The sequence below is a fragment of the Streptomyces sp. NPDC001668 genome, from assembly GCF_042893155.1.
Classification (GTDB): Bacteria; Actinomycetota; Actinomycetes; order Streptomycetales; family Streptomycetaceae; genus Streptomyces.
This window is the reverse complement of sequence record NZ_JBIAUQ010000023.1, coordinates 94,901-110,814: the sequence shown is the minus strand read 5'-3', so window position 1 is coordinate 110,814 and position 15,914 is coordinate 94,901. Positions and strand designations below refer to the sequence as shown.

16 protein-coding genes are annotated in these 15,914 nt (G+C 71.0%); 5 read left to right on the top strand and 11 right to left on the bottom strand.

Annotated elements, in window-relative coordinates:
* Positions 1-56: 56 nt before the first annotated feature.
* The 3 genes from guaB to ACFYZ8_RS42695 form a co-directional block, all read right to left on the bottom strand.
* Entirely contained in the window at positions 57-1,559 is a 1,503-nt protein-coding gene (guaB, locus tag ACFYZ8_RS42705) for an IMP dehydrogenase (protein ID WP_359031314.1), read from the bottom strand.
* Between the two features lie 164 nt (positions 1,560-1,723).
* Positions 1,724-2,311 (bottom strand): sigma-70 family RNA polymerase sigma factor, encoded by a 588-nt coding sequence (locus ACFYZ8_RS42700; RefSeq protein ID WP_007384137.1) that lies wholly within the window; start codon positions 2,309-2,311, stop codon positions 1,724-1,726.
* Positions 2,312-2,632: 321 nt separating this feature from the next.
* Positions 2,633-3,244: a response regulator transcription factor gene (locus ACFYZ8_RS42695; RefSeq protein ID WP_003948568.1), complete on the bottom strand. Its 612-nt coding sequence runs from the start codon at positions 3,242-3,244 to the stop codon at positions 2,633-2,635.
* A 381-nt stretch (positions 3,245-3,625) separates the two neighbouring features.
* Here ACFYZ8_RS42695 and ACFYZ8_RS42690 point away from each other — a divergent pair, with 381 nt between their 5' ends.
* Complete coding sequence (locus tag ACFYZ8_RS42690) at positions 3,626-3,952, top strand: WhiB family transcriptional regulator (protein WP_123762557.1); 327 nt, start codon at positions 3,626-3,628, stop codon at positions 3,950-3,952.
* Between the two features lie 45 nt (positions 3,953-3,997).
* Here the strand turns inward: ACFYZ8_RS42690 and ACFYZ8_RS42685 are convergent, their stop codons facing one another.
* Positions 3,998-4,897 carry a LysR family transcriptional regulator gene (locus ACFYZ8_RS42685; RefSeq protein WP_359031315.1) on the bottom strand — a complete coding sequence of 300 codons (900 nt, stop codon included), beginning with the start codon at positions 4,895-4,897 and terminating at the stop codon, positions 3,998-4,000.
* 80 nt (positions 4,898-4,977) lie between these two features.
* Here ACFYZ8_RS42685 and ACFYZ8_RS42680 point away from each other — a divergent pair, with 80 nt between their 5' ends.
* From ACFYZ8_RS42680 to ACFYZ8_RS42670, 3 genes are all read left to right on the top strand, one after another.
* On the top strand, positions 4,978-5,646 hold the full coding sequence (locus tag ACFYZ8_RS42680; protein WP_388541924.1) for an MOSC domain-containing protein: 669 nt from the start codon (positions 4,978-4,980) through the stop codon (positions 5,644-5,646).
* Positions 5,647-5,696: 50 nt separating this feature from the next.
* Positions 5,697-6,470: an SDR family oxidoreductase gene (locus ACFYZ8_RS42675; RefSeq protein ID WP_359031317.1), complete on the top strand. Its 774-nt coding sequence runs from the start codon at positions 5,697-5,699 to the stop codon at positions 6,468-6,470.
* A 64-nt stretch (positions 6,471-6,534) separates the two neighbouring features.
* Complete coding sequence (locus ACFYZ8_RS42670; RefSeq protein ID WP_388541922.1) at positions 6,535-7,224, top strand: ester cyclase; 690 nt, start codon at positions 6,535-6,537, stop codon at positions 7,222-7,224.
* 104 nt (positions 7,225-7,328) lie between these two features.
* On the opposite strand, the gene groL is transcribed toward ACFYZ8_RS42670, so the two are convergent.
* The 4 genes from groL to ACFYZ8_RS42650 form a co-directional block, all read right to left on the bottom strand.
* Complete coding sequence (gene groL, locus ACFYZ8_RS42665) at positions 7,329-8,954, bottom strand: chaperonin GroEL (RefSeq protein WP_359031319.1); 1,626 nt, start codon at positions 8,952-8,954, stop codon at positions 7,329-7,331.
* Positions 8,955-9,066: 112 nt separating this feature from the next.
* Positions 9,067-9,375, bottom strand: a complete 309-nt coding sequence (groES, locus tag ACFYZ8_RS42660) for a co-chaperone GroES (protein ID WP_028807844.1) — start codon at positions 9,373-9,375, stop codon at positions 9,067-9,069.
* Between the two features lie 203 nt (positions 9,376-9,578).
* Positions 9,579-10,370: a polysaccharide deacetylase family protein gene (locus tag ACFYZ8_RS42655; protein WP_388541918.1), complete on the bottom strand. Its 792-nt coding sequence runs from the start codon at positions 10,368-10,370 to the stop codon at positions 9,579-9,581.
* Positions 10,367-11,302 carry a polysaccharide deacetylase family protein gene (locus ACFYZ8_RS42650; protein ID WP_388541915.1) on the bottom strand — a complete coding sequence of 312 codons (936 nt, stop codon included), beginning with the start codon at positions 11,300-11,302 and terminating at the stop codon, positions 10,367-10,369. Before ACFYZ8_RS42650 ends, ACFYZ8_RS42655 begins: the two co-directional genes overlap by 4 nt.
* A 90-nt stretch (positions 11,303-11,392) precedes the next feature.
* Here ACFYZ8_RS42650 and ACFYZ8_RS42645 point away from each other — a divergent pair, with 90 nt between their 5' ends.
* The gene (locus tag ACFYZ8_RS42645; protein ID WP_359031322.1) at positions 11,393-12,586 is read left to right on the top strand and encodes a methyltransferase domain-containing protein; all 1,194 of its coding nucleotides are present in this window, start codon (positions 11,393-11,395) and stop codon (positions 12,584-12,586) included.
* Between the two features lie 6 nt (positions 12,587-12,592).
* Here ACFYZ8_RS42645 and ACFYZ8_RS42640 read toward each other — a convergent pair whose 3' ends face one another.
* The 3 genes from ACFYZ8_RS42640 to ACFYZ8_RS42630 all read right to left on the bottom strand — a co-directional run bounded on the left by ACFYZ8_RS42640 (position 12,593) and on the right by ACFYZ8_RS42630 (position 15,838).
* Complete coding sequence (locus ACFYZ8_RS42640; protein WP_359031323.1) at positions 12,593-13,873, bottom strand: RNA polymerase sigma factor; 1,281 nt, start codon at positions 13,871-13,873, stop codon at positions 12,593-12,595.
* Positions 13,874-13,956: 83 nt separating this feature from the next.
* Positions 13,957-14,313, bottom strand: a complete 357-nt coding sequence (locus tag ACFYZ8_RS42635) for a YciI family protein (RefSeq protein ID WP_037719081.1) — start codon at positions 14,311-14,313, stop codon at positions 13,957-13,959.
* Positions 14,314-14,449: 136 nt separating this feature from the next.
* Positions 14,450-15,838: an FG-GAP and VCBS repeat-containing protein gene (locus ACFYZ8_RS42630; RefSeq protein ID WP_388541912.1), complete on the bottom strand. Its 1,389-nt coding sequence runs from the start codon at positions 15,836-15,838 to the stop codon at positions 14,450-14,452.
* Between the last annotated feature and the right edge of the window lie 76 nt (positions 15,839-15,914).

Below are 15,914 nucleotides of genomic sequence, written 5' to 3'. Positions count from 1 at the left end.
GGCGGCCCCGGATGCCCCGGGGCCGCCCTTCAAAGCCTGAGACCGAAGCCTGAGACCTACTTACGGCTGTAGTTCGGCGCCTCGACCGTCATCTGGATGTCGTGCGGGTGCGACTCCTTCAGACCCGCCGAGGTGATCCGCACGAAGCGGCCCTTGGACTCCATCTCGTCGATGGTGGCCGCGCCCACGTAGCCCATGGTCTGGCGCAGGCCGCCGACGAGCTGGTGCAGGACGCTGGAGAGCGGGCCGCGGTAGGGCACCTGGCCCTCGATGCCCTCGGGCACGAGCTTGTCGTCGGAGCCGACCTCGGCCTGGAAGTAGCGGTCCTTCGAGTACGACTTCGCCTGGCCGCGCGACTGCATGGCACCCAGCGAGCCCATGCCGCGGTACGACTTGAACTGCTTGCCGTTGATGAACTGGAGCTCGCCCGGGGACTCCTCGCAACCTGCGAGCAGCGAGCCGAGCATCACGGTGTCGGCGCCGGCGGCGAGCGCCTTGCCGATGTCGCCGGAGTACTGCAGGCCGCCGTCGCCGATCAGCGGGATGCCGGCCGGGCGGGCGGCGAGGGAGGCCTCGTAGATGGCGGTGACCTGCGGGACGCCGATACCGGCGACGACACGGGTCGTACAGATGGAACCGGGGCCCACGCCGACCTTGATGCCGTCGACACCGGCGTCGATCAGGGCCTGGGCGCCGTCGCGGGTGGCGACGTTGCCGCCGATCACGTCGACGCCGACGCTGGACTTGATCTTCGACATCCAGCTCAGCGCGTTGCTGTTGTGGCCGTGCGAGGTGTCGACGACGAGGAAGTCCACTCCGGCCTCGGCGAGCGCCTGGGCGCGCTCCAGGGCCTCGGGGCTGGCGCCGACGGCGGCACCGACGAGCAGGCGGCCCTCGGCGTCCTTGGCGGCGTTCGGGTACTTCTCCGCCTTGACGAAGTCCTTGACGGTGATCAGGCCCTTGAGGACGCCCGCCTCGTCGACGAGGGGAAGCTTCTCGATCTTGTGGCGGCGCAGCAGTTCCATGGCGTCGGTGCCGGAGATGCCGACCTGGCCGGTGACCAGCGGCATCGGCGTCATGACCTCGCGCACCTGGCGGCCGCGGTCCGACTCGAAGGCCATGTCACGGTTGGTGACGATGCCGAGGAGCTTGCCCGCCGGGTCGGTGACCGGGACGCCGCTGATGCGGAACTTGGCGCAGAGCGCGTCCGCCTCGGCGAGGGTCGCCTCCGGGTGCACGGTGATGGGGTCGGTGACCATGCCGGACTCGGACCGCTTCACCAGGTCGACCTGGTTGACCTGGTCCTCGACGGAGAGGTTGCGGTGCAGCACGCCGACGCCGCCGAGGCGGGCCATCGCGATCGCCATGCGGGACTCGGTCACCTTGTCCATGGCGGCCGAGAGCAGCGGGATGTTGACCCGGACGTTGCGGGAGATGCGGGACGAGGTGTCGACCGCGTTGGGGAGCACCTCGGACGCTCCCGGCAGCAGCAGCACGTCGTCGTAGGTCAGCCCGAGCGTCGCGAATTTGTCGGGCACTCCGTCGACGTTTGCAGTCATGACACCTTCCCCAAATGGCCTTGATCGGTGCGGATGTCCATGCTAACGGGAAGCAAGGGTCGCGAATTCCACGGATTCCACGGCTCGGATCCGCTCCGGGCTTCGTATGTTCGTACGGAAACGGCGCGCCGCCCGTTCAGGAAGGCGCCCCTGTCCAGCGCGCCCTACTGCTCGGCCAGCGCCCGCAGTCTGCTCAGCGCCCGGTGCTGGGCCACACGGACCGCACCGGGTGACATTCCCAACATCTGACCCGTCTCCTCCGCCGTCAACCCCACGGCGATGCGCAGCAGCAGCAGCTCGCGCTGGTTCTCGGGGAGGTTGGCCAGCAGTTTCTTGGCCCATTCGGCGTCACTGCTGAGCAGCGCCCGCTCCTCGGGGCCGAGCGAGTCGTCCGGCCGCTCGGGCATCTCGTCCGAGGGGACGGCCGTGGAGCCGGGGTGGCGCATCGCGGCGCGCTGCAGGTCGGCGACCTTGTGCGCGGCGATGGCGAAGACGAACGCCTCGAAGGGGCGCCCGGTGTCGCGGTAGCGCGGCAGGGCCAGCAGCACGGCTACGCAGACCTCCTGCGCGAGGTCCTCCACGAAGTGCCGGGCGTCGCCCGGCAGCCGGGACAACCGGGTGCGGCAGTAGCGCAGGGCCAGCGGGTGGACATGGGCGAGCAGGTCGTGCGTGGCCTGCTCGTCCCCTTCGACGGCACTGTGGACGAGCGCACCGATCGCCCCATGGGGATGAGCCGCCTCGTCGTCACGCATCGGTCCATGGTGCACTGGCGCCGTTGGATCCGTGGCATCGCGCTGGTTGTTGTGCACCGAAGCGTTATGAGCAGGTGCGCCGGAACCCATACCCTGCGCCCTCCCCTTCCGCTCGACCGACTCGTCCCCGAGAGACTCCACATCTCAAGGATGCGGCATCCGCGCCGAAACGAGCAGCGGGTACCGAGTGGACTGCGTGACCGACGTCCGCGACCGCGCCCCTGAAGGGGCGCGGGACGGTGTCACCATGCGGCTACCGCCGCGTGGGCGCGACCAGCCACGAACAGCCCGCACACAGCAACGGCCCGCAGGACCGAGCTCTCAGCGAACCAGACCCCAGCGAAACCCGAGCGCCACCGCGTGCGCCCGGTCCGAAGCCCCGAGCTTCTTGAACAGCCGCCGAGCGTGCGTCTTCACGGTGTCCTCGGACAGGAACAGCTCCCGCCCGATCTCCGCGTTGGACCGCCCGTGGCTCATCCCTTCGAGCACCTGGATCTCACGCGCGGTGAGCGTGGGCGCCGCGCCCATCTCCGCCGACCGCAGCCGGCGCGGCGCGAGCCGCCAGGTCGGGTCGGCCAGTGCCTGGGTCACCGTGGCCCGCAACTCCGCGCGCGAGGCGTCCTTGTGGAGGTAGCCCCGCGCGCCGGCGGCGACCGCGAGGGCGACCCCGTCGAGGTCCTCCGCGACGGTCAGCATGATGATGCGCGCACCGGGGTCCGCGGACAGCAGCCGCCGCACGGTCTCGACGCCGCCCAGTCCGGGCATGCGTACGTCCATCAGAATCAGGTCCGAACGGTCCGCGCCCCAGCGGCGGAGGACTTCCTCGCCGTTGGCCGCGGTCGTCACGCGCTCGACGCCGGGCACGGTCGCGACCGCGCGGCGGAGCGCCTCTCGGGCAAGCGGGGAGTCGTCGCAGACGAGGACGGATGTCATGGCCGCCCTCCGCAGCTGATGCACGTCACCTTGAGCCTCCAGGCTGGTACGAAATCGTCACCTGAGCGGTCGACCGACTCGGACGCCTGCCCGAGCACTTGTTGCTTCAACCGCCTCCGCACTCTCAACGACGGTCACCCGAAAGAGTTACGGGGCTGTGCACTGTCTTCGGCACTCTACGTGAGGGCGCGGACACGGTGCAGACATGCACGGCGAACCCACAACGTTTCATCACAACCCATACCCCATTCAGACCCTTTTCTTCCCATTTCCCGGTGTCTGAGGCTAGATTCGCAATGAGTCATATTTTCATCTCCTTAGATCGTAGATGTACGGTCGTGGACACCGTATCCGCCCAGAACGGCTACAAGGGGTCACGCAATGGCAGATTTCTCCCGCCTTCCCGGACCGAACGCGGACCTGTGGGACTGGCAGCTCCTGGCCGCCTGCCGCGGGGTGGACAGCTCGCTCTTCTTCCATCCGGAGGGCGAGCGCGGTGCGGCCCGGAGTGCTCGCGAGAACTCGGCCAAGGAGGTCTGCATGAGGTGCCCGGTGCGCGCGCAGTGCGCGGCGCACGCGCTCGCGGTGAGAGAGCCGTACGGCGTGTGGGGCGGGCTGACCGAGGACGAGCGCGAGGAGCTCATGGGGCGGGCGCGGCACCGGCTGGTGTCCGCGTCATCCGTCGGGAGCGGCGCATCGAACAGTTGAAGGAACGTTTCTCCAGGAAGGGCACGCGCACGCGTGCCCTTCCTGCTATGTCCGGCCCGCCGCGACCGCGAGCTGCTCCAGCGTCGCCGCCACCGCCGGCACCCGGGCCAGGTCGGGCAGGGTGAGCGCGACGATCTCCCGCCGGACCGGCGGTTCCAGCGTCACCGTGCGCGCGCCCCGTGGCCGTACGGACTCGACCGCGAGCTGCGGCAGGACGGCCACGCCGAGGCCCGCGCCCACCAGGCCGACCACCGCCGGGTAGTCGTCGGTCGCGAAGTCGATGCGGGGCGTGAAGCCGGCGCTCTCGCACACCTCGACCAACTGGCCGCGACAGCGCGGGCATCCGGCGATCCACGACTCCCCGGCGAGCTCCCCGATGGCGACCGACCCCGCGCGCGCGAGCCGGTGCCGCTCCGGTACGAGGGCGACGAGCCGGTCGGTCAGCAGGGGCCGTACGACGAGGTCGTCCCACTCGTCGCCGCCCGCGGCCCCCTCGTAGCGGAAGGCGAGCGCGAGGTCGCAGTCGCCCTCCCTCAACAGGCCGACGGAGTGCGGGGGTTCGGCCTCCTCCAGGGAGACCCGGGTGCCGGGGTGGGCGGCGCGCAGGGCGGCGAGGGCGGTGGGGACGAGGGTGGAGCTGCCGCTGGGGAAGGAGACGAGCCGGACCCGCCCGGCCCGCAGCCCGGCGATGGCGGCGACCTCCTCCTCCGCTGCCGTGAGGCCCGCGAGGATCCCGGAGGCGTGCCGCACCAGGGCCTGGCCCGCCTGGGTCAGGCGCATCTCCCGTCCGCCGCGGACGAGCAACGGCGTGCCCACGGAGGTCTCCAGGGCCTTCATCTGCTGGCTGACGGCGGGCTGGGTGCAGCCCAGCTCGCGGCCCGCGGCGGAGAAGGAGCCGGTGGCGGCGACGGCACGCAGGACACGGAGATGACGGGCCTCGATCACCCCTTGAGGATAAGCCGTGCTTTGACCTCGCGCCGAATAATGCGTGGCGCCTTTGGGTGCCGGTGTCCTACCGTGCCGCCATGAAGCTTCTGTCGGTGAATCTCGGTCGCGAGAAGGCCGTTTCGTACACGGACAACCCGGAGGGCGTCACCGGTATCGACAAGCGGCCGGTCGACGGGCCCGTGCGGGTGGCGGCGCCGGGCCCCAAGGGCATCGGCGGGAGCGCGCTCGCCGGGGACGCGGTGTGCAAGAAGAAGCACCACGGCGGCGACGACCAGGCGGTGTACGCGATGGCGCGCGAGGACCTGGACGCGTGGGAGGGCGAGCTGGGCCGCGCGCTGGCCGACGGCGCCTTCGGCGAGAACCTCACGACCGAGGGCATCGACGTCTCCGGCGCGCTGATCGGCGAACGCTGGCGCATAGGACCCGACGTGGTGCTGGAGATCACCAGCGCGCGCATCCCGTGCGGGACCTTCCAGGGCCACATGGGCGAGCCGCGCTGGGTCAAGCGGTTCACGCGGAAGGGCGCGCCGGGCGCGTATCTGCGGGTGATCCAGCCGGGCGAGATCCGTGCCGGGGACCCGGTCGAGATCGTGCACCGGCCGGACCACGAGGTGACGGTCGCCCTCGCGTTCCGGGCGATGACCACCGAACGGCCGCTCCAGCCACGGCTGTTGGCGGCGGGTGACGCGCTCCATCCGGAGCTGCGGAAGTCGGCGCTCGACTATGTGGAGAAGCACGGCGCCTGACGGGCCCCGGGCAAGCGGACGCTGTCGGTCCCGGTCATTAACCTTGCGCCATGACAACGGCATTGATTACGGGATCGACCGCGGGCATCGGTGCCGCGTTCGCACGACGGCTGGCGGCTGACGGGCACAACCTGGTGCTGGTGGCCCGCGACACCAAGCGGCTCCAGGACCAGGCGACCGAACTCCACGACCGGCACGGCATCGAGGCCGAGGTCCTCACCGCCGACCTCGCCACGGACCCCGGCATCGAGGCGGTCGCCGCCCGCCTCGCCGACCGCAGGTCCCCCGTCGACCTCCTCGTCAACAACGCCGGCTTCGGCAACAAGGGCCGCTATCTCGACGTCTCCATGGCCGACGAGCTGAAGATGCTCAAGGTGCACTGCGAGGCGGTGCTGCGTCTGACGTCGGCGGCGACGGAGGCGATGCGGGAGCGGGGCCGGGGCGGTGTCGTCAACGTCGCGTCGGTGGCGGCCTTCGTGCCGCGCGGGACGTACGGCGCCTCGAAGGCGTGGGTCGTGCAGTTCACGCAGGGCGCGGCGAAGGATCTGGCGGGCAGCGGGGTCCGTCTGATGGCCCTGTGCCCGGGGTTCGTGCGGACCGAGTTCCACCAGCGGGCCGGGATGGGCACGGACAACATCCCCGGCTGGATGTGGCTGGATGCGGACAAGCTGGTCGCCGCGGCCCTGACCGACCTGTCCCACGGCAAGACCCTGTCGATCCCGGACCCGCGGTACAAGGCCCTCATGGGGTTGGTGAAGGTGGCGCCGCGGGGGCTGCTGGGCGGGATCACGTCGAGGACGGGACGCAAGTACGGGCCGCAGTAGGGCCCGAAAAGGCGGACAATGGTGCTGTTCGAACCGGACCCAGGGGGGCCGGAGGTGATCGCGTATGACGTTCGTACAGCTCATCGACTGCAGGACCAGCCGTTTCGAGGAGATGAACCGGCTGATGGACACCTGGGTCGAGCAGACCAAGGGGAAGCGGACCGCGACGCACGCGGTGGTGGGCAAGGACCGGTCCGACACGTCGCACTTCGTCGAGATCGTGGAGTTCCCGTCGTACGAGGAGGCGATGCGGAACTCGGGGCTGCCGGAGACGGGGCGGATCTTCGAGGACATGGTCGCCCTGTGCGAGGAGACGCCCACCTTCACGGATCTGGACGTGGTGCGGGACGAGCAGCTCAACCCGGCGACCTCACGGCAGTTCTTCGAGCGGGCCGGGCGGTCCGAGACGGACGCCGTGTTCGAAGGGTTCTCCGACGACTACCTGGAGCATGTCCCGGGCAGCCCCGGCGACGTGGACCTGGAGGGTTCGCGCCAGGTGTATGCCGAGTGGAGCCAGGCCTTCGATCTCGCCTTCCGGGTCGAGGACCAGATCGCCCAGGGCGACCAGGTGTGCACCCGCTGGACCCTGGCCGGCCGGCACAAGGGCGACTTCCTCGGAATTCCGGCGACCGGCCAGAACATCACCATGACCGGCACCACCTGGCACCGGTTCCGGGACGGGATGATCTGCGAGGGCTGGTGGCAGTACGACCGGGCCGGGCTGCTGGAACAGCTGGGAGTGCTCGGGGAGTGACCCGCGAAGGGGAAGTGACCCGCAAGGGGGAAGTGACCCGCGAAGGGGAAGGGCCCCGGTCCGGCACGCGTGTGCGGATCGGGGCCCTTTGCGAGCGATGAGGCTCAGTGGGAGTGGCCGTGGCTGTGACCACCGGCGGCCGGCTCCTCCTCTTCCTTCTTCTCGACGACCAGGGTCTCGGTCGTCAGGAGGAGGGAGGCGATGGAGGCGGCGTTCTCCAGGGCGGAGCGGGTGACCTTGACCGGGTCGATGACGCCGGCCTTGACCAGGTCGCCGTACTCACCGGTCGCGGCGTTGAAGCCCTGGCCCTTGTCGAGCTCGGCGACCTTGGAGGTGATGACGTAGCCCTCCAGGCCGGCGTTCTCGGCGATCCAGCGCAGCGGCTCGACGACGGCCTTGCGGACCACGGAGACGCCGGTGGCCTCGTCGCCGGTCTTGCCCAGACCGCCTTCGAGCACCTTGGCGGCGTGGACCAGAGCGGAGCCACCACCGGAGACGATGCCCTCCTCGACCGCGGCGCGGGTCGCGGAGATGGCGTCCTCCAGACGGTGCTTCTTCTCCTTCAGCTCCACCTCGGTGGCGGCGCCGACCTTGATCACGCACACGCCGCCGGCCAGCTTCGCGAGGCGCTCCTGGAGCTTCTCGCGGTCCCAGTCGGAGTCGGTGTTCTCGATCTCGGCCTTGATCTGGGCGACGCGACCCTGGACGGCGGCGGAGTCACCGGCGCCGTCGACGATCGTGGTGTCGTCCTTGGTGACGGTGACGCGGCGGGCGGAGCCCAGCACCTCGAGGCCGACCTGGTCGAGCTTGAGGCCGACCTCCTCGGAGATGACCTCGGCGCCGGTCAGCGTCGCCATGTCCTGCAGCATCGCCTTGCGGCGGTCACCGAAGCCGGGGGCCTTGACGGCGACCGCGTTGAAGGTGCCGCGGATCTTGTTGACGACCAGGGTCGACAGGGCCTCGCCCTCGACGTCCTCGGCGATGATCAGCAGCGGCTTGGAGGCGCCCGCCTGGATGACCTTCTCGAGGAGCGGCAGCAGGTCCTGGATCGAGGAGATCTTGCCCTGGTTGATCAGGATGTACGGGTCGTCGAGGACGGCCTCCATACGCTCCTGGTCGGAGACCATGTACGGCGACAGGTAGCCCTTGTCGAAGGCCATGCCCTCGGTGAAGTCGAGCTCCAGACCGAAGGTGTTGGACTCCTCGACGGTGATGACACCGTCCTTGCCGACCTTGTCCATCGCCTCGGCGATGAGCTCGCCGACCTGGCTGTCCTGGGCGGACAGACCGGCGACGGCGGCGATGTCGGACTTCTCGTCGATCGGGCGGGCGGTCGCGAGGAGCTCCTCGGACACGGCCTTGACCGCGGCGTCGATGCCCTTCTTCAGGGCGGCCGGGGAGGCACCCGCGGCGACGTTCTTCAGGCCCTCGCGGACCAGCGCCTGGGCGAGCACGGTGGCGGTGGTGGTGCCGTCACCCGCGATGTCGTTGGTCTTGGTCGCCACCTCCTTCACCAGCTGGGCACCGAGGTTCTCGTACGGGTCCTCGATCTCGACCTCGCGGGCGATCGTGACACCGTCGTTGGTGATGGTGGGAGCGCCGAACTTCTTGTCGATGACGACGTTGCGGCCCTTGGGACCGATCGTCACCTTGACCGTGTCGGCAAGCTTGTTGACGCCGCGCTCGAGGGCGCGACGGGCGTCCTCGTCGAACTTCAGGATCTTCGCCATGGGAGCGTGAGCCCTCTCGGAAATCTAGGTGAAAAGAGACTGCGCCCCGGGCGCCCGGCTTGTTAGTGGTCGCGGGGGCCAGGGGCGCAGCTCAGAGAAATGCTGGGGTGAATTACTTCTCGATGATCGCGAGCACGTCGCGGGCCGAGAGGACGAGGTACTCCTCGCCGTTGTACTTCACCTCGGTGCCGCCGTACTTGCTGTACAGCACGATGTCGCCGGTCTGGACGTCGAGCGGCAGGCGCTCGCCGTTCTCGAAGCGGCCCGGGCCCACGGCCAGGACGACGCCCTCCTGGGGCTTCTCCTTGGCGGTGTCCGGGATGACCAGGCCAGAGGCGGTGGTCTGCTCGGCGTCGAGCGGCTGGACCACAATGCGGTCCTCGAGCGGCTTGATGGCAACCTTGGAGCTGGTGGTCGTCACGATCCGACCTCCCCCTTCGGAGATCTCACGGGGTTAACTGTCTGAGGTGGCGACCAGGTGGATCCGTCGTCGCGGGTGCCGGACCTGCCCGTCGCTGTGTTGGCACTCTCCAGGGGGGAGTGCCAGACCCGAGACTATGACTGCGATTAGCACTCGGTCAAGCGGAGTGCCAATCGCGTCTCCGGCGGGGGCAGCCGGGGGCCCTACAGATAGTCCTCCAGCCGCCCCACCGTCAGCCCCCCGCGCTGGATCTCGCGCAGCACCCTCGTCGTCCGTTCCGTCAGGGTCGGTCCCGTCGTCTCGCCCGACGCCACCGAGACGATGTCGCCCGCTCGCAGTGGCCGCTCCGGCGTGCCGTCCTGTGCCGTCACGCTCCACAGCACCAGCGCCGAGAGCCCGCAGTCGGCCGCCGCGCGCAGGGTCGTGCGGTCGTACGTGCCGTAGGGCGGCCGGAACAGGCGCGGCCGGATGCCGAAGCGGGAGCGCACCTTCTCCTGCTGGCCGCAGATCTCGGCGCGCTGGCCGGGGTACGGCAGGCCGCGCAGCGCGGGGTGGTCCAGGGTGTGGTTCTCGATGCTCGCGCCGACCGACTGGAGGTGCGCGAAGTGGCCGTACCCGGGGCCGACGACGCTGTCCGTGAGGAACATGCTGACGGGCAGCCGCAGTTCACGGACCAGGTCGACGAAGCGCGGGTCCTTCTCGGCGCCGTCGTCGTAGGTGAGGAAGACGACCTTGTCGGACGTCGGCACCCGCTTCACGACCGGTGGCAGACCCCCGGGAACCGCCGTCGTGCGCGCCGGCACCCGCGGGGGCGCGGGCAGCGGGTCCGTCAGGCCCCAGTGGCGGTACGGCCGGCCGTCCGTCCTCGCCGGGCCGTACGACCCCACCCGCTGGGCCGCCTTCATGCCCAGCCGTTCGATGGGGTCGACGGACTGGGCGCAGCCGGCGAGGAGTACGACGGCCAGCCCCGCGGCGGCCAGGGTCCGCGGTCTCACAGGTAGTCCTCGAGGCGTGCGACGGCGTACCCCTCGGCCGTGACCTTGGCCAGGAAGCGGCGGACCATGTCGGGCATGGTGCCCTTCCAGTCCTCGCGGCCCCGGAAGTGGCTGAGCACGATGTCGCCGGGATGGATCCTCTGATCCTCCTCGCGGTACTCCCAGTGGTCGACGAAGACCTCCTCGTTCCAGATCGGCGCGTACCTGATGCCGCAGGACTTCGCCGCGCGCAGGGTGTCCCCGTTGTAGTTGCCGTAGGGCGGCCGGAAGAGCGCGGGCCGTGTGCCGTAGTGCTTCTCGATGACGTCCTGCATCCCGCAGATCTCGCGCTTCTGGCGGGCGTACGACAGTCCCGGCAGGTAGGGGTGGTGGAGGGTGTGGTTGTCGAGCACGACCCCCCGGTCCCGCATCGTCCGGAAGTAGCCGTAGTCGTCCTTGACCAGGTAGTCGCTGAGGAAGGCGGTGTACGGGATCTTCAGCTCGCTCATCATCCGCAGGAACGCGGGGTCCTTCTCGGCGCCGTCGTCGATGGTGAGGAAGACGATCTTCTGCTCGGTGGGGATCGTGGTGAAGACCGGCGGCAGCCCCTTCTCCTCGTGGCCGTCGACCTCGAAGCCGTCGCGGGTGGTGATGCGGGGCTTGGTCACGGGCGCGGGCGGGGCCGTCAGCGGGGCCTGCTTCAGGCCCCACCGTCTGGCGGCGGCCAACCTGGTCTGCTCGGCGCGGAGTCTGGCGGCCCGGATGACGGTCTTGTCGGCCTGGAGTTCGGCGGCGGGGGCCGGTGGTGCCTTGAGGGGCGGCCGCGGGCGTACGTCGGTCCCGGCCGGGCGGGCGCAGCCGGAGAGCAGGGCGGCCACGGCCAGCAGGACGAGCCCGCCGCGGATCGGCACCACCAACGCACCGTTTTTGTAGTTTTGTCCTACTGTTCCCATGGGCCCGGATCCTCGCAGGTCACGGCCTCGCGCCCGGGCCGACACCGCCGCCGGAAGCGGACCGTCCACCGACTGGCCCACAATGACCCGGTGAACGACCTCGCCCCCCTCCTCACCCCCGAGGGCCGTGCCCTCCTCGACGAAGTGCGCGGCACCGCCCCCGCCGACGAACTCGCCGTCGCCACCCGGCTGCGCCGTGAGCACCCCGCCGAACTGGTCTCCGCGGCGCTCGGCCAGGCCCGGCTGCGGCAGCGGGCGGCGGCGAAGTTCGGAGCCGAGGACGCGGGGCGGATGTTCTTCACGCCGAACGGGGTGGAGCAGTCGACGCGGGCGAGCGTGGCCGCCTACCGGGCCGAGCGGCTGCGGGCCCTGGGCGTCACCTCCGTCGCGGACCTGTGCTGCGGGATCGGCGGGGACGCGATCGCGCTGGCCCGGGCCGGGATCCGGGTCCTCGCGGTGGACCGGGACCCGCTGACGGCGGCGGCCGCGCGGGCCAACGCGGACGCGCTGGGGCTCGCCGGCCTGATCGACGTACGGGAGGCGGACGTCACGGAGGTCGACACGGCCTCGTACGACGCCGTGTTCGTGGATCCGGCGAGGCGGGGCGGGCGTGGCCGCATCTTCGATCCGGAGGCCTACTCGCCGCCGCTGTCCTGGGCCGTGCGGGCGGCTCTCCGGGCCCCGCACGCCGCGTTGAAGGTCGCGCCCGGCATTCCGCACGAGGCGGTGCCCGCGCAGGCCGAGGCGGAGTGGATCTCCGACGGCGGGGACGTGAAGGAGGCGGTGCTGTGGTTCGGCACCGCGCCGGGGGCGGTCCGGGCGACCCTTCTGCCAGGACCGCGCACGCTGCTCGGGCGGGGCCTGCCCGACCCCGAAGTCCGTTCCGTGGGGCCGTACTTGTACGAGCCCGACGGCGCCGTCATCCGCGCCCATCTGGTCGCCGAGGTGGCCGAGGAGGTCGGGGGCGGTCTGATCGACCCGACGATCGCCTACGTCACCGCCGACGCGCTGCACGCGACCCCGTACGCCACGGCCTACGAGATCACCGACCGGCTCCCCTTCAACGTGAAGAAGTTGAAGGCGCTGCTGCGGGAGCGCGAGGTCGGGATCCTGACCGTGAAGAAGCGGGGGTCGGCCGTGGAGCCGGAGGAGCTGCGGCGCAAGGCCCTGCCCAAGCCGCAGGGGCCGCACTCGGCGACCGTGTTCCTGACCCGGGTCGCGGGGGCGCCGACCATGCTGATCGGCGCCCCCGCGCGGGCCGTCACGGGTGCCGGACCGTCCTGACCACGCTCACTGGCCGCACTCCCGTGCCCGGTCCAGGAGCAGCTCCCGCTCCCGTTCGTTGCGGGTCAGCGCGGCCGCCCGTTCGAACTCGGCCCGTGCCTCCGTCGTACGGCCGAGGCGGGCGAGGAGGTCGCCGCGCACGCTGGGGAGCAAGTGGTAGTCGAGCAGGGCGGGTTCGTCGGTGAGCGCGTCGGCGATCTCCAGGGCCGGGCCGGGGCCCTCGGCCATCGAGACCGCGACCGCGCGGTTGAGTTCGACGACCGGGGACGGGGTGCGGGCGGCGAGCAGGGCGTAGAGGGTGGCGATGGCCGGCCAGTCGGTCTCCTCGTAGGAGTACGCGTGCGCGTGGCAGGCGGCGATGGTGGCCTGGAGGACGTAGGGGCCGGGGGCGCCGGCGGCCGTGGCCTCGGCGCGGCCCAGGGCCTTGATGCCGCGGGCGATGAGCATGCGGTTCCAGCGGCTGCGGTTCTGGTCCTTGAGGAGGACGGCTTCGCCGCGCGGTCCGGTGCGGGCGGCCGTGCGGGACGCCTGGAACTCCAACAGGGCCGCCAGGCCGTGCACTTCGGGTTCCTTGGGCATGAGGGCGGACAGCAGCCGGGCCAGCCGCAGGGCGTCCTCGCAGAGGGAGGGGCGCAGCCAGTCGTCGCCCGCGGTGGCCGCGTACCCCTCGTTGAAGATCAGGTAGATGACGTCGAGCACCGAGCCGAGGCGGGCCTCGCGGTCGGGGCCGTAGGGCACCTCGAAGGCGATGTTCCTGGTGGCGAGGGTCCGCTTGGCGCGCACGATGCGCTGGGCGACCGTCGACTCCGGGACGAGGAAGGCGCGGGCGATCTCCGGGGTGGTCAGACCGCCGAGCAGGCGCAGGGTCAGGGCGGTACGGGCCTCCGCCGACAGCACCGGGTGACAGGTGGTGAAGACGAGCCTGAGCAGGTCGTCGTCGATGTCCTCGGGGTCGGACGGCTCCTCCGGCGGGGCGGTCTCCGTCAGGTCCCGCCCGATCTCGGCCAGCTTGCGGGCGTAGTTCTCCCGGCGGCGGACCAGGTCCACGGCCCGGCGCCGCGCGATGGCCGTCAGCCAGGCGCCCGGGTTGTCGGGGACGCCGTCGCGCGGCCACTGCTCCAGGGCGGCGACCAGGGCGTCCTGCGCGAGTTCCTCGGCGATGCCGACGTCCCGGACGACCCGGGTGACACCGGCGATGATGCGCGGCGACTCCATGCGGAAGACGGTCTCGACGACGGTCTCCACGGAGGTGCGGGCGTCGGTGTTGGGGGGCTGCGAGGTGGTCACAGCCCCCATTCGACACCGGTACGGCCGTACAGCCAAGGAAGACGGCCCGGCCCCCGGCCCCGGCCCCCTCGGCCCCCCTCGGCTCAGCCCTCCGCGATCTCCCGCACCTCGCAGGTGACCGTCCAGTGCTCCTCGTGCACCTTCAGGAAGCGCTTGGTCCACTCGATCGCCTCGGCCATGTCCTTGGCCTGGACGATCGCGTAGCCCCCGACGACCTCCTTCGCCTCGGTGAAGGGCCCGTCGGTCACCGACAGCTGCCCCTTCTCCCACCGCACCCGCGCGCCCTGCGCGGTCGGCGTGAGCCCCGCGGTGTCGAGCAGCACCCCGGCCTTCGTCATCTCCTCGATGAGCTCGCCCATGCGCTGCATCAAGGCGTCGCTGGGGCCCTCGGCGGGGGCGGTCTTCTCGTCGATCTGGACCATCGACAGGTAACGCGGCATGGTGACTCCTCGGTCGCTGCGGGCCGGTCCTTCCCGGCCTCTCACCAGTGCGTCGACCGGGAGAGGCCGGGATCGACAGACCCCGCGGATTTCTTCGGAGATTTTTTCCCGGCCCCTCAAGCATGGGCCTGACCTGCTACGACAGCGAGCCGCCGAAGAACGGCCGCTCGACCGGCGCCCCGACCGTGCGGGGTCCGAAGGTGAACGCCGCGTCCGTCACGATGCCGGCCGGGCGCCCGCGCAGCGACCAGACCGCGCCTTGGGCGTTCTCGCGGGGCGCCGCCGCGGCGAGGTCCGCGTAGCCGTTCCCGTTGATGTCGAGCAGGCTGACCGACCCACCGAAGGTGTCGTTCGCCTCCACGGCCCCCGGGACGCCCTCGGTGTCCTGGGTGAAGCCCTGGGAGCCCTTGCCGGTCAGGCCGCCGCGGCTGCCGTAGAGGACGTTGACCATGCCCGCCGCGTCCTTCTCGCCGAGCTTCTCGCCGGGCGAGCCCACGGCCACGTCGGCGTACCCGTCGCCGTTGACGTCACGGGCGGCCACCGCGTCGCCGAAACGGTCCTCCTCCTCCGTGGCGCCGGAGACCCCCTCGGTGTCCTGGCTGTACGACTTCCAGGTCGACTCCGGCTTCAGACCGGAGGCCGAGCCGAGGGCCACGGTGACCGCGGACTGGTTCGGGACGCCCTGGACGACGTCGTCGTAGCCGTCGTGGTTGACGTCGCCGAAGGCCACCTGGCCGCTGCCATCGGGGCCGTCGGCATAGGTGAAGGCGCCTCCGGACGCGTTGGCCAGGTAGAGCTGGGAGCCGATGCCGCCGTCACCGGTGTAGACGGTCAGCGCGATGTCGTCGCGGCCGTCGCCGTTGACGTCCCCGGCGGCCGCGTACATCACGTCGAAGGGCTCCACCCTGGGCGAGCCGAAGTCCTGCGTGGCGGTCGGCTTCCCGGCCCTGGAGATCGGGCCCCGCCAGACGGTGGCCTCGGTGCCGAGCGGGTCGTCGCCCGGGGCACGGCCGCCGCGGAACAGGACCAGGTCCGGCCAGCTGTCGCCGTCGAAGTCGCCCGCCTGGGTGGTCGCCGCCGGCACGGAGACCCCGCCGGACAGGCCCTCCTTGGCGCCCCAGACGACGACCGCGTCCCGGTTCGAGTCCGCCTGTCCGATGATCAGGTCGGTGCGCCCGTCGCCGTCCAGGTCCCCCGTGGACAGCTGGTAGCCGAAGTTCTCGCCCTCGGCGGGAGCGCCCGGGATCCCGCTGGTGGAACGGCTGATGATGGTGCGGCGGTCCTTGGTCAGGCCGTGCGGGCCGCCGTACATGACGGTGACGTAGCCCGCCCCCCGCTTGCCGCCGACGGTGGCGATCGGGGCGCCGACGGCGAGGTCCTTGTAGCCGTCGCCGTTGAAGTCGTTCTGGACGGCCTTCGATTCGGCCGCCGCGGCGCTGCCGGCGAGGGCCGGAATCCCGCCGAGCGCGAGGACACCGGCGATCAGCGGCACGGACCAGGCTCTGTACGAACGCGAGTTGGACATCGGAATTCCCCCTGGTTACTGCAGTGTGGTCACCGCAACAGACACCACTGGACGCCCGCTGGTTGCAGCAGGCGTC